The 12,870-nt window shown below is 63.9% G+C and carries 14 protein-coding genes; 8 read left to right on the top strand and 6 right to left on the bottom strand.

Annotated features, from left to right (window positions below):
- Positions 1 to 21: 21 nt before the first annotated feature.
- On the bottom strand, positions 22 to 1,035 hold the full coding sequence (locus ACOZ35_RS05040) for a lysylphosphatidylglycerol synthase transmembrane domain-containing protein (protein ID WP_424015351.1): 1,014 nt from the start codon (positions 1,033 to 1,035) through the stop codon (positions 22 to 24).
- 142 nt (positions 1,036 to 1,177) lie between these two features.
- On the opposite strand from ACOZ35_RS05040, the gene ACOZ35_RS05035 reads away from it, so the two are divergent.
- The 5 genes from ACOZ35_RS05035 (at position 1,178) to ACOZ35_RS05015 (ending at position 6,191) form a co-directional block, all read left to right on the top strand.
- Entirely contained in the window at positions 1,178 to 2,047 is an 870-nt protein-coding gene (locus tag ACOZ35_RS05035; protein WP_424015350.1) for a hypothetical protein, read from the top strand.
- A gap of 34 nt (positions 2,048 to 2,081) precedes the next feature.
- Positions 2,082 to 3,113: a glycosyltransferase family 4 protein gene (locus tag ACOZ35_RS05030; protein ID WP_424015349.1), complete on the top strand. Its 1,032-nt coding sequence runs from the start codon at positions 2,082 to 2,084 to the stop codon at positions 3,111 to 3,113.
- Positions 3,114 to 3,201: 88 nt separating this feature from the next.
- Complete coding sequence (gene proC, locus ACOZ35_RS05025) at positions 3,202 to 3,978, top strand: pyrroline-5-carboxylate reductase (protein WP_424015348.1); 777 nt, start codon at positions 3,202 to 3,204, stop codon at positions 3,976 to 3,978.
- Positions 3,971 to 4,846, top strand: coding sequence for a glutamate 5-kinase (gene proB / locus ACOZ35_RS05020; protein WP_424015347.1), 876 nt, complete (start codon positions 3,971 to 3,973; stop codon positions 4,844 to 4,846). The genes proC and proB overlap by 8 nt, the downstream gene beginning before the upstream one ends.
- Positions 4,830 to 6,191, top strand: a complete 1,362-nt coding sequence (locus ACOZ35_RS05015; protein WP_424015346.1) for a glutamate-5-semialdehyde dehydrogenase — start codon at positions 4,830 to 4,832, stop codon at positions 6,189 to 6,191. Before proB ends, ACOZ35_RS05015 begins: the two co-directional genes overlap by 17 nt.
- 31 nt (positions 6,192 to 6,222) lie before the next feature.
- On the opposite strand, the gene ACOZ35_RS05010 is transcribed toward ACOZ35_RS05015, so the two are convergent.
- Both ACOZ35_RS05010 and ACOZ35_RS05005 read right to left on the bottom strand, forming a co-directional pair.
- Entirely contained in the window at positions 6,223 to 6,876 is a 654-nt protein-coding gene (locus ACOZ35_RS05010; protein ID WP_424015345.1) for a potassium channel family protein, read from the bottom strand.
- Positions 6,877 to 6,880: 4 nt separating this feature from the next.
- Positions 6,881 to 8,335, bottom strand: a complete 1,455-nt coding sequence (locus ACOZ35_RS05005; RefSeq protein ID WP_424015344.1) for an APC family permease — start codon at positions 8,333 to 8,335, stop codon at positions 6,881 to 6,883.
- Positions 8,336 to 8,540: 205 nt separating this feature from the next.
- Between ACOZ35_RS05005 and ACOZ35_RS05000 the strand changes: the two genes are divergently transcribed.
- A complete protein-coding gene (locus ACOZ35_RS05000; protein ID WP_424015343.1) occupies positions 8,541 to 9,194 on the top strand; it encodes a potassium channel family protein in 654 nt (217 codons plus the stop codon).
- Positions 9,195 to 9,350: 156 nt separating this feature from the next.
- Here ACOZ35_RS05000 and ACOZ35_RS04995 read toward each other — a convergent pair whose 3' ends face one another.
- Positions 9,351 to 10,625, bottom strand: coding sequence for an IS4 family transposase (locus ACOZ35_RS04995; protein WP_424016034.1), 1,275 nt, complete (start codon positions 10,623 to 10,625; stop codon positions 9,351 to 9,353).
- 251 nt (positions 10,626 to 10,876) lie between these two features.
- Between ACOZ35_RS04995 and ACOZ35_RS04990 the strand changes: the two genes are divergently transcribed.
- Positions 10,877 to 11,203: a hypothetical protein gene (locus ACOZ35_RS04990; RefSeq protein ID WP_138007526.1), complete on the top strand. Its 327-nt coding sequence runs from the start codon at positions 10,877 to 10,879 to the stop codon at positions 11,201 to 11,203.
- Positions 11,193 to 11,807 carry a hypothetical protein gene (locus ACOZ35_RS04985; protein WP_138007525.1) on the top strand — a complete coding sequence of 205 codons (615 nt, stop codon included), beginning with the start codon at positions 11,193 to 11,195 and terminating at the stop codon, positions 11,805 to 11,807. The genes ACOZ35_RS04990 and ACOZ35_RS04985 overlap by 11 nt, the downstream gene beginning before the upstream one ends.
- Before the next feature lie 55 nt (positions 11,808 to 11,862).
- Here the strand turns inward: ACOZ35_RS04985 and ACOZ35_RS04980 are convergent, their stop codons facing one another.
- Together ACOZ35_RS04980 and ACOZ35_RS04975 are read right to left on the bottom strand one after the other, a co-directional pair.
- Complete coding sequence (locus tag ACOZ35_RS04980; protein WP_424015342.1) at positions 11,863 to 12,087, bottom strand: hypothetical protein; 225 nt, start codon at positions 12,085 to 12,087, stop codon at positions 11,863 to 11,865.
- A 116-nt stretch (positions 12,088 to 12,203) separates the two neighbouring features.
- The gene (locus ACOZ35_RS04975) at positions 12,204 to 12,683 is read right to left on the bottom strand and encodes a winged helix-turn-helix transcriptional regulator (protein ID WP_424015341.1); all 480 of its coding nucleotides are present in this window, start codon (positions 12,681 to 12,683) and stop codon (positions 12,204 to 12,206) included.
- Between the last annotated feature and the right edge of the window lie 187 nt (positions 12,684 to 12,870).

Here is a 12,870-nt window from a genome sequence, read left to right as displayed (position 1 = left end):
ACCGTGTCGCGAAATTCCGGCTCACTCGAACGCCTTCACGCCCAGCGCGGAGGCCGACGCCCCGCCGATCACCATCGGGAGCCAGTAGACGGCGCCGCGGAAGACTAAGACTGCGGCGGTGATTGCGGACGCGGCGACGCCGGTCGTCGGGACAAGCAGGCCGACGAGCGCGGCCTCGATGCCGCCGAGCCCGCCGGGGAGCGGCGTCGCGCCCGCCACGTACGACAGCGGGACGACGAAGATCGGGATCAGCGGCGAGATCGGGTGGCCGACCGCGGCGAACGCGGCGGTGAGCGCGGCCGCCTGGAAGAGCCAGCCGAGCAGCGAGAGCGCGACGATCCCGAGGAGCCGCGGGCGGTCGGTGCCGACGCGCTCGATGTCGGCGAAGAAGTTCCCCAGCCGGTCCGCGAGGCCGGCCTCGATCGTCTCCGCGTCGAACCGGTCGAACCGCCCGAGGAACGGTCCGACCGCGCCCGGGACGCGGTCGACGACCGCCACGCGGTAGCGCCAGACGAAGGCGATCGCCGAGACGATGGCGGCGATCAGCCCGACCGCGCTCGCGACGGCGAACCCGACGCGGTCGCCGACCGCGGTGGTCGCCGCGTACGACCCCACGCCGAGGAACACGAGCGACACCGAGGGGACGACGTTGAGCACGTCGACGCTCGCGATGCCGACGAGCCCGGTCTCGTACCGCGCCCCGCTCACCTTCGAGATGAGCGCCGCGGCGACCGGCTCGCCGCCCGCCTGGCCGAACGGGGTGACGTTGTTCGCGAAGGCGGCGCCGCTGTAGACCAAAAAGGCGGTCCAGACCGACATCTCGACGTCGAGCGCGCCCAGCACGGCACGGAGCATCAGGCTCCACGCCGCGAGCCAGCAGAGGCCGAGGCCGGCGGCCGCGGCGACGAGGACGGGGTCCGCGGCCGCCAGCGCGTCGACGACGCGGTCGACCCCGACGACGACGAAAAGCACCGCGAGGAGGATGACGGCGCCGCCCGCCCCGAGAATCAGCGCGCGCCGTTGTTGACCGTCCATAGTACAGGTGGCGCCGTAGCGAACTTGAAACGTCTGCTTCGCGGCCGCCGGGCCGGACTTCCTCCGATCTCCGATTCGTCGACGCGGTCGGTCGGGCCGAGAATGAGAATACATACGTACCGGCGGGCCGACGACCCACCCAATGGAAGATCAGCGGTTCCTCGAGTCGGAGTGGGATTACTGTCTGGTGCTCGACGCGTGCCGGTACGACGTGTTCGCGGACGTGTACGACGAGTACCTCGACGGCACGCTCGAGAAGCGGCGCAGCGTCGGCTCGTCGACGCCGGAGTGGGCCTACCGCACGTTCACCGGCGACCACGACATCGCATACTTCTCCGGGAACCCCTTCATCAACGACCTGGGGATCCCGCTGAACGAGCTGAAGTGGGGCGCCAGTTGCGACTACGAGTGGACCGCCTCCGAGCACATCAGCGACATCCACGACGTCTGGAAGACCGACTGGGACGACGACCTCGGGACGGTCCCGCCGGAGGGGCTCGCTGACGCGTTCCACCGCAATCAGGACGCCGTCGAGCGCGCCGACCGTACCGTCCTCCACTACATGCAGCCGCACGCGCCCTACCTCTCGCGGGGGAAAGGCCAGAAGCTCAAACAGATCCAGAAGGGGATCAGAGAGCAGGGAGAGGAGGAAACGGGTGACGGCGCGAGCGACGACGACGGCGGGCTGCTCTCCTCGCTCAGCGACTCGGTCCGGCCGAAGATCGAGAGCCGGCTGGACGACAGCGAGTTCGCCCAGAAGGCCGGCCTATGGCTCGAACTCGACCCGAAGGACCTCGTGAAGGACGGCACACGCGTCACCGCGCTGTCGATGTACGAGGAGAACCTCCGGATCGCCTTAGAGAGCGTCTCGGAGCTCGTCGAAGAGCTCGACGGCGATGTCGTCGTCACCGCCGACCACGGCGAGGCGTTCGGCGAGGAGGGCGTCTGGGAGCACCACATCGAGACGTACATCCCCGCGCTGATGGAGGTCCCGTGGCTGGAAGTCGAGTGAACGGCCGCGCCAGAGGCCGCTCCCGGTGCCTGAAATGAAAGTCAGCCACTTCTTCGAGTTCGAGGAGCACGTCACCGGCGGCATGGCGGCGTCCGTCGACCACCAACGGAAGATGTTCGATCGGGTGGGGATCGAGTACACCACGGAGCCGACGCTGGACGCCGACGTGCTCCACCTCAATTTGATGGGGCCGCGCTCGGTCTGGTACGCGCGCCGCGCCCGGAAGGCTGGGATTCCCGTCGTCGCGCACACCCACGTCACCGCCGAGGACTTCGGCGACAGCTTCCGGTTCACGAACGCGCTCGCGCGGCCGCTGAAGCCGTACCTGCGGCGCGCGTACGGGCTCGCCGACCGGCTGATCTGCCCCTCCGAATACAACCGCGACGTGATCCGCGAATACACGGACGTGCCCACGACCGTCGTCTCGAACGGCGTCGACCGCGAGAAGCTCGACGGGTTTGAGTCGCTGGAAGAGGAGTACCGCGAGCGCTACGACCTCGACCCGCCGACGGTGTTCATGGTCGGCCACGTGATCAAGCGGAAGGGGTTGGAGACGTTCGTCGAGACGGCCCACCGGATGCCGGACATCGACTTCGCGTGGTTCGGCCACATCGACCGGTCGCTGAAGGGGCGCGAGACGAAGCGGCTCATCGACGAGGCGCCGTCGAACTGCACGTTCACGGGGTTCGTCGACGACATCCGCGGCGCGTACGCCGCGGGCGACGTCTTCTGTTTCCCGACCCACGAGGAGAACGAGGGAATTGCCCTCTTAGAGGCGATGGCGGCCGGGAAGCCGCTCGTCGTGCGCGACATCGAGACGTTCTCGTGGCTGGAAGACGGCGAGGCGTGTCTGAAGGTGGGCAGCGAGGGCGACGGCGGGAGCGCGCCGGGCGGAGACGACGACGCCCGCGGCGACAACGTCGAGGGGTTCGTCGACGCGATCGACGAGCTCCGCGACGCCGACCGCCGCGCGGAGCTCGGCGCGACCGCCGCCGAGCGCAGCGAGGCGTTCTCGCTCGACGCGATCGCCGATCGGTACCGCTCGTTGTACGCGGATCTGGTGTAGACCGCCCCGAACGGCCGATTATCGGTCACTCACGGAAACTTGCGAAAACCGCAGTTGGTATGTCCGCCCGTCGACTGCGTAGAGGCAAATGACTCGAGTGAGCGTTATCGGCTGCGGTAACATGGGTGGCGCCCTGCTCCGGGGACTCGCCCGTACGGAGGGGTACCATCTGACGGCGATCGACCTCGACCCCGAGGCGCTCGCCGCGATCGAAGACGCCGTCGACGAGACGACCGACGACGTGGCGGCGGCGCGCGACGCCGATATCGTCGTCCTCGCGGTGAAGCCGGACATCGCGCCGGCGGTCCTCGACGACCTCGACCTCCGCGCCGACCAGCAGATCGTCACCCTGGCCGCGGGGCTCCCCCGCGAGTTTGTCGCCGAGCGCACCGAGGCGCCAGTCGTCCGGATCATGCCGAACCTCGCGGCGGAGACCGGCGACATGGCCGCGGCGGCGACGAACGAGGGGCTCACCGACGAGGTCCGCGCGATGCTCGACGACGTCGGCGAGTTCGTCGAGGTCGACGAGTCACTGATGCACGTCTCGACCGCGGTCAACGGCAGCGGGCCCGCCTTCGCCTTCTACCTGATCGACGCGATGAAGCAGGGCGGGATCGACAGCGGGCTCGACCCCGAGCAGGCGGAGACGCTGGCCGCCCAGACGTTCAAGGGCGCCGCGGAGACGGTGTTACGCGACGACCGGAGCGTCGACGAGCTCATCGACGCGGTCTGCTCGCCCAACGGAACGACCATCGAGGGGATGGAGGTGCTGTGGGACAGCGACGCCGACGCGGCGGTCGAAGAGGCCGTCGCGGCCGCAGAGCGCCGGTCCCGCGAGCTTGCTGAGGCGTTCGACGATGCCTGAGGACGCGAGCCTCGAACGGGTCGGCGCGACGGACGGGGAACGCGTCGAAGCCGCCAGACAGATGGCGGCCGCGGCCGACCGCGTGATTGTCAAGGCGGGGACGAACTCGCTGACCGACGACGACTCCCGGCTCGACCGCGTGAAGCTCGACAAGCTCGTCGCCGACGTGATGGACCTCCGCGAGCGCGGCACGGAGGTCGTGTTGGTCTCCTCGGGCGCGGTCGGCGCCGGCACGGGCCGGCTCGACGAAGGGCCGGAGTCCCGGGACGGCGTCGACTCCATCGCGGAGAGTCAGGCGCTCTCGACGGTCGGCCAGGGACTGTTGATGCGCCACTACACGCAGAGCTTCGAGCGGTTCGACCAGGACGTCGCGCAGATCCTCGTGACCGGGACCGACCTCGACGCACCCGAGCGCTTCGACAACTTCACGAACACCGTCGAGACGCTGCTGTCGTGGGGGGTCATCCCCGTCGTCAACGAGAACGACGCGGTGGCGACCGACGAGCTGCGGATCGGAGACAACGACATGCTGTCGGCGTCGATCGCGATCGGGCTCGACGCCGACCTCCTCGTGACGCTCACCGACGTCGACGGCGTCTACACCGGGAACCCGAAGCGCGACGACGACGCGGAGCTGATCGAGGCGGTCGACGACGGCTACGAGCGGCTCCGCGAGATCGTCGGCGGCGGCACCGAGACCGACTTCGGCGGGATTCGCACGAAGGTGGAGGGCGCCCATGACGTGAGCCGCCACGGGATCCCCGCGATCATCGCGGGCTCGGCAGAGCGCGACGTGTTAGCGCGGATCGCAGCGGGTAAGCCGACGGGCACGCTATTCGTGCCGAAGACGGGTGACGAGCATGAGTGAGAGCCACACCGAACCGGACACCGACGTGGAAGCGGACACCGACGAGCTGGCCCGCCGGGCCGAGCGCGCGGCCCTGCGGCTCGCCAACGCCGACGAGGCGACCCGGAACGAGGCGCTCCGGTCGATCGCCGACGCGATCCGAGAGCGCGAGTCGGAGATCCTGGAGGCGAACGCGGTCGACGTCGAGGAGGCCGAGGCGATGCTCGCGGACGGCGAGTACACGCAGGCCCTGGTCGACCGCCTGAAGCTCGACGAGACGAAGGTCGAGGAGATCGCGTCGATGGTCGAGTCCGTCGCGGAGCAGGACGACCCGCTCGGCGAGACGCTGGCAGCGCGCGAGCTCGATGAGGACTTGGAGCTGTATCGGGTCGCGGTGCCGATCGGCGTCGTCGCGACGGTGTTCGAGTCGCGGCCCGACGCCCTGGTTCAGATCGCGGCGCTCGCGCTGAAGTCGGGCAACGCCGTCGTCCTCAAGGGCGGCAGCGAGGCCAGCGAGTCGAACCGCGTCCTCCACGAGGCGATAATCGAGGCGACCGCCGACCTCCCCGACGGGTGGGCCGCGCTCATCGAGGCCCACGAGGAGGTCGACCGCCTGCTCGAGCTCGACGACCGCGTCGATCTGGTGATGCCGCGCGGCTCCTCGGAGTTCGTCTCCTACATCCAAGAGAACACCCAGATCCCCGTGCTGGGCCACACCGAGGGGATCTGTCACGTCTACGTCGACGCGGACGCCGACCTGTCGATGGCCGAAGACGTGGCCTTCGACGCGAAGGTCCAGTACCCGGCGGTGTGCAACGCCGTCGAGACGCTGCTCGTCCACGAGTCGGTCGCGGACGCCCTCCTCCCGGACCTCGTTGCGCGCTACGAGGAAAGCGGCGTCGAACTCCGCGGCGACGAGCGGACCCGCGAGGTCGTCGACCTCGCCCCCGTGGCCGACGACGACTGGGACACGGAGTACGGCGACCTCGAACTGTCGATCAAGGTCGTCGACGACGCCTACGACGCGATCGACCACGTCAACAGGCACGGCTCGAAACACACCGAGTCGGTCCTCACCGAGGATCCGGAGACGGCGAAGGCGTTCATGACCGGCGTCGACGCCGCGAGCGTCTTCCACAACGCGTCGACGCGGTTCGCGGACGGCTACCGCTACGGGCTCGGCGCCGAGGTCGGCATCTCGACCGGGAAGATCCACGCCCGCGGTCCGGTCGGGCTGGAGGGGCTCACGACGTACAAGTACTACCTCGAGGGTGACGGTCACCTCGTCGCGAGCTACAGCGGCGAGGACGCTCTCCCGTTCACTCATCGCGAACTCGACGCGGAGTGGCCGCTCGACGGAAAGTAGGGCGAGCCGCCGCCCACAAGCCGCCGTCTCCCTATCCCTGTAGGAGGTTCATCACTTCGTCGGCGACGTCGGGCTCGACCGCGACGATGTAGCGGCTCCCCGGCGTCAGCGTCGTATCGGGCCGGGCGATCCGCTGGCCGTCGTCGTCGGAGACGACCAGCGCCCCGGCTGGGAAACGGACCTCGGAGAGCGACTTGTCCGCGGCGGGCGCTCCCTCCGCAACGCGGATGAGCATGATGTCGAGGTCTCCGGTCACGTCCGCCAGCGTCTGGACGTCGCTGCCGATGACCTCGTTCGCCGCCACGCGGGCGCCGGCGCGTTCGGGGAACAACACCGCGTCGACGAACCGAGTGTATGCCGTGCCGGCGGCGCGGTCGATACGGGCGACCGTCCGAATCTCCGGGGCCAACTCCGCCGCGGCCAAGCAGACAGCGAGGTTCAGTCCGGTCTCGCCCGTGAGCGCCGCGATCGCGTCGGCCCGTTCGATGCCGGCCTGCTCGATGATGTCGGGGTTCGTCGCGTCGCCCCGTATCACCGTCGCGACGTACTCGTCGGCGATTTCGGAGACGATCCGCTCGTCGCGCTCGATGATCGTCACCTCGTGGCCGCGCTCCGCGAGGATCTCCGCCGTCTGAAAGCCGACGCGTCCGCCGCCCGCGATCACGATGTTGAGTGCGCTTGGCATTGGTTCAGTCCTCCGTCTCCGGGGTGATGTCGGTGTCGGCGACCGCCGGTCCCGCCTCCGGCTCCGCGCGAATCCTGTTGAGCACGAGGTACGCGACGACGCCGAGCAGGATCCACCCGGCGCTGAGCGCCAACGCCAACGGGTCCGTCCGCAGCAGGTATTCGACGAGCACCCCGGTCAGAACCAGGTTGAGCGCGATGCCGATCAGCGGCGGGGCCGGGTAGAATGGCATCTCGTAGGGACGGTGCATGTTGGGCCGCTCGCGGCGCAGCCTGATCACGGCGACGTTGACGATGACGAACGACAACAGGAAGAAGAGGCTCGACATGTTGCCGGCGCTCTGAGTCGGCAGCGCGACGGAACCGAGCATTACCACCGCGCTGGCGAGGATCGCGACGAACGGCGTCCCGTAGCGGTGGTGGATCTGACCGAACGAGGGGAGCAGCTGTCCCTCGCGTCCCATCGAGAACGCGACCCGCGAGGAGGCGATCACGACCGCGTTCAGCGCGGTCAACGTCGAGAACACCGCGCCGAAGACGACGAGCGCGCCGCCGTTCTGAATGATCGGGATCCCCGTCGGCATAAAGGAGGTCGCCGCCGTGGCGATCCCCGCCTCCCCCGCGTCCGCGAGGCCCCCCGCCCCGAGCGTCCCGACGGCGACGGTGACGACGGCCAGGTAGACGACCACGGTCACGGCGAGGCTCACGAAGATAGCCTTCGGAATGTTCTCGCGCGGGTTCTTCACCTCCTCCGTGACCGTGGTGATGAGGTCGTACCCCTCGAAGGCGATGAACGTGAGACCCATCGCCGGGAGGACCGCACCCGCCCCGCTGCCGGCGGGGAACAGCGGCTGGAACTCGGCGCCCGAGAACATCGGCGACGCCAGCCCGAAGGCGACGAACACCACCAGGATGCTCACTTTGATGATCGTGAACACCGTCTCGGCCTTCCCGCTGGCGGCCGTGGAGACGGCGTTGAGCGCTACCAACCCGAAGACGGCGACGAACGCCAGTAGGAACCCGGGCGCGACCGCGGCATCGATGACCGGGATGACGACGGCGCCGACCTCCCCCGGCGGGCGGACGACCCCGTACACGTGGAGCAGTTCGAGGAAGTTCGGGGCGAACCCGAGGGCGTACAGCGCGCCCGCTATCATGTAGGCGAACCAGAGCATCCACCCCATGATGAACGACGAGAGGTCGTCGAATATCTCGCGGACGAAGGCGTACCCGCCGCCGCTCTTCGGGATCGAACTGGCGAGTTCGGCGTACGAGAGCCCCGTGAACGCGGTGACGACGCCGTTCAGGGCGAAGACGATTATCGCCGCCGGACCGGCTATCTCGGCAGCCAACCCGGTCAACACGAAGATCCCCGCGCCGATCATCGCTCCCATGCCGATCATCGTCGCGTCGAGCAGTCCGAGCTCGGCCTCCGGTGACCGAGTCTGACTCCCGCTCATCGCTCCGGGTCTTCGGGTCCCGTGTCGTCCATCGTTCGCTCCGATGTATTATATTCTCTCCACTTTATCTCTCGGGTGAATTTGGCCGGTCTCGGAATCGTGGCGGGGGCTGATATCTACGCTCGAGAGGCGCCGCGGAACCCCCCTCCCGGACGCACAGGAATTCAGGCCGGATTGAAGGATCAGGGCGTTGAAACGTGACTCGATGAGCCAGTCAAAGCGGTTCGTCATCGCCGGCGGCGGGCGCGTCGGGCTACAGACCGCCGAGAACCTCACCGAACAGGGTCACGAGGTGCTGCTGATCGAGATCGACGGGGACCGTGTCGAGGAGCTGTCCGACGCGTATCTCGGCCCGGTGATCCACGGCGACGCCACGCGCCAGTCGATTCTCAGGCAGGCGGACTTACCCGACGCCGACGCCATCGCCGCGCTCACCGACAAGACAGAAACGAACACGGAGATCTGTATGACGGCTCACTACCTCGCGCCGTCGATCCGCACGCTGGCCAGATCGGAGACCCGGACCGAGCAGGAACACGACGAGGTGGTCGATGCCACGCTCCTCCCGCAGTCGCTCAGTGGCGACCACGCGGCGGATATGCTCACAGGCAAGGAGATCCGGACGCTCGTGTTCCCCACCGCGGACCTCGATATCATCGAGGTGACGGTCGCCGAGTCTGCCCCCGTGGCGGGCCGCCGGCTCGACGAGATCGCCCTCCCGGCAGGCAGTCTCCTCATTTCCACGTCGGATCGAGAGGCGCTCGCCGGCCCCGAAACGATGCTGGAACCGTCGGAACAGTACATCCTCGCCGTTGAGTCGGACGTTGTCGACGAAGTGGTCAACCTCTTTCGCGGCTGAGTGTCGCCGAGACCGCCACGGACGACCGAAGCGGCCTCACTCTGCGTCTAGTGGCTGTGCGTGATTTCGCTGCAACATGGCAGTTTAGATTTCTACAAACAACCAATTGAGAAACATTTATGAGATTAAACCCATCTGCGCGGCATTCGTCTTTAGTTAAGCCTCACACCTTGGTTGAGTAGCGGTAGCGAGCGTCTCTTGTAAGATCGGTCGTTGCTGGTGGATCTTTTGTGCGTCTTCGATCAGCCGCTCCAACAGCGGCGGTGGTGAGTAGCCGAGGAACTCACCGAGTTCGTGAAGAATGAGCTGGGCGTGCGACCGGAAGGTCGCCGCCCAGCGTTCCGGTGGAAACACGATCTCGTCGTCAGCCTGCTCGGAGACCAGATCCAACAACTCACGGCTCACTAGCAGCGACAGCAACGCCGCATACAGCAAAATCTCCACCACAACAGGGCTGCTCGTGTCGAACTCATCTAGTTCGTATTGCGTCTTCAACTCACGAAACAGCGTTTCTACCTCCCATCGACACCGATATAGCGTCCCTAGATCTGCCGGGAAAAACTCTTCTCTCGGTAGATTTGTGATGTACAGATGGTAGTCGTCGGCGTCCTCGTCCCGGACGCCGACGACGCGGAACCGCTTCGTGTCTAGCGACCGTGTTCCCTCGTACTGACCCCGCTTGAACTCCGCTTCGACCTCTACGTCAATGTACTCCCGCGAGAGATCACCGACCACGTCGTGGATCTTCTCCCCTTCTAAGGGAATGGCGCGCCCGCGCCATTCCCGTAACTCCTCTGTTATCACCGGATTCGCGTTCTGCTTCAACCGGCTCACAAAGTAGCCGTCGTTCTCGTCGATCAGCGCAAAGCGGCGGTACTTGAAGTACGCTAGGTCGAACAAAACCAGCCGTCCACGCAGCCACGATCCCGTCTTGAACAGCGTACTGTCGTGCGCTTTTTCATCGGTCACATCGATCCGTTCAATCGTCTGGTCGGTGGCATTGTGGAGCAGGTGGAGCTTCGCTCCAGCCTGCTCCTCGTGGCGAGCTTGGAACTCGTCGGAAAGGAACTCGTGCAACCGCAACACCGTTCCATCAGCGATCATCACGTCCCTGAATCGGTTGATATCAGCGTCAACAGCGTCGGGAACAGCGACCTCGTCGAGACCACGCTCGACGAGGTCGCGGAGATACTCTGCAAGTGACGGTGTCAACCGGTGATAGAAGCCACCGGGAGAGATCGTCTCATCGGCTGTAGAGTTGTAGCTGCGTCTAAATCCAGCGAGTGTTCGGCTCTCGCCTGCGGCGAAGCCGAACACGAGCGCCCACACGAGGACGGGAATCTGAAGTTTGCCCTCACGCTCGACCACGCCGAGTTCCTCGGCGTGCTCTTCGAGGAACTCAGAGGGAAACAGTGTAGTAAGCCGACGCATGATTCTTGATGAGGAGGCGTCTTGGTGCACACTTGCCGCCTCCTCATTCCTCTCAAAAAGTAGCCTCGATAAGCCGCTGCTGTCATGCGGTTCTTCGCTTAGCTAAAGACGAATGATCTGCGCGGTTCCTAACTCATATCGCACCCTTTGAGAGAGGGTGACCTGTCTGGTAGTGCTACGTTCTTCGCCACTTGTAACGACAAGTAAGTACGCGTCATAACATATATGCCTCTCCATGTCGAACATCAAGTATGAGCGGATCAAGCTACGACAAGACGATTCAGTTCCGTGCCGGAGCCGAAAAAGAGGCCGCGGAGCTCCTCGATGAGATCCACATCGGTGGCGTCAACGTGAGCGAACTCGCCCGAGTCGGGCTGGTCGAAATGCTCCGACAGTCGTTAGATGAACAAGACAAGATTGCGGTGTACGAACGATACAGTCGTGGTGAGATCGGTGAGGACGTGGCCCGTGTCCTTCTCGGTGAGAAACTCGATAGGATGGAAGAGGAGAAAGAGTCGTTCGAGGCGGCTATGGAACGAGACACGTCTGAATTCTTGACGGACAGCGATGGCGAGTGAGGCTCGCTATCCGATACTGGCTGATACGAGTTCTTTGATCGCGGTTGCGAACACCGCTCAGTGGGAACGACTGAAAGACGCGATTCATCTTACAACGACAAACGTCTGCAAGCACGAACTCCAAAACCACGTCAACTCGAACAAATACCCGCCTGAGGGTAGCCGTGAGCACTACTTGAAACGAGGAAGCCAACGTGTTCTTGAACATCTAGACGAGGATTCGTCGCCGTGGTCGTGCGTAACTGTCGTTCCCCGCCCGCATGGGCCAGATGCAGGCGAGCAATCGCTCAAGCAGGAACTTTCTGAACACGGTTCGTCGTATCAGATTGTAACGATCCTTGACTCAGCTGCGAGACGGTCAATTCGGCGTCTCATCAATGACAACGGGTACGACATCGACGTTGTGGGACCACCGTATCTCCTCTACATCTTACTTGACAACGACCTCATCGAAAAGCCTGAATTCTGCGAGGCAACCGTGGAGATGATTCGAACGGAAGGGTGGACTGGGTACGAGGTTGTGAAGAACGCGTGGAGTAGTATTCCCGTTGATTGTTCCGAAATCCTTGACGACGAATATGATGACGCCCTTCCACCGAAATGATCTGGCTTATACTGCCAATCTGATCAGTAATGCTGGTAAGCTGAACGAGGAATAGCTACAGTCTATCTCCGTAGACTGAATCGAAGCGAGTGTACACCGCTGCAAATGCGATAAAGACAGCAATTGCTCCGATACCGACACCAATCCATTCTCCGTATGGAACACCGTATTCTAACAGACCAATTGCAAGCCGTTCTCCAACAAATGCCATCATCATGATGACGCCTAAGCCGAGGAGAAAGCTCACAACGAAGTTCCGTTCGATGATGTTCTGTTCCATACAAGATATTTCTCGTAAGGGGTAATAGGTTTTCCGTCCTTCTTGATGCTCAGTGCGCAGTCGTAGTGATCTACGGTCTCAAGAAACAATATCTCGAAATAAAGTCACTCGGAGAGTTATTCCTTAGTAAAGAACTCATCATCATAATCTCGATCCGAGTCTTCACCGGAGAAGCCCGTCACATCTTCACCGAACGGATCAACGTACGGATCGCTGTCACTGCGTCTCGCTAACTCCTCTTTCGTCTTCTCACCCTCAATCCACTCCACCAGTTCGTGCTTTCCATCCTCAACTTGTGCCTGCATATCAAGCATTGTTCGATACGCGTGGACGATGTCTAATCGCTCCATTTTTGCTACTACATACTGCCCACGCTCTGTAACCCGATACTGATTCTTCACCGATGTCTCCCGGTCATCGATTTCTGGGGTAATCAGCCCGAGGTCTTTCGCTTCCCCAATCCGCTTCGACAAAGTTGATGAACTAATCTGTAATCGCTCGTTCAGATGCTTGAATCGTTTTGATCCACCTTTCAATACGACAAGAAGGCCGATCCCGCCACGCAGCTCAAAGAATTCCCTAAGCGTGTCTGCCATGTGTCACACGCTATACCCTGTTGGCATCCGTAGTCAAACTTTCTTCTACTCTGAACTTAGCTTCGTTCCAAAACACAATTTGATTTGGAACAATTTGGAAATCGAATTATCCTGTACGCACATCGCGTTTAACCACCTATAGCGTAGGTTAAGGCAGGTTTCCGGAAACAACACCCCGATACTTACA

The organism is Halorubrum xinjiangense (genome assembly GCF_049604745.1).
In the GTDB taxonomy this organism is placed as follows: Archaea; Halobacteriota; Halobacteria; order Halobacteriales; family Haloferacaceae; genus Halorubrum; species Halorubrum xinjiangense_A.
This window is presented reverse-complemented; position numbering and strand designations above follow the sequence as displayed.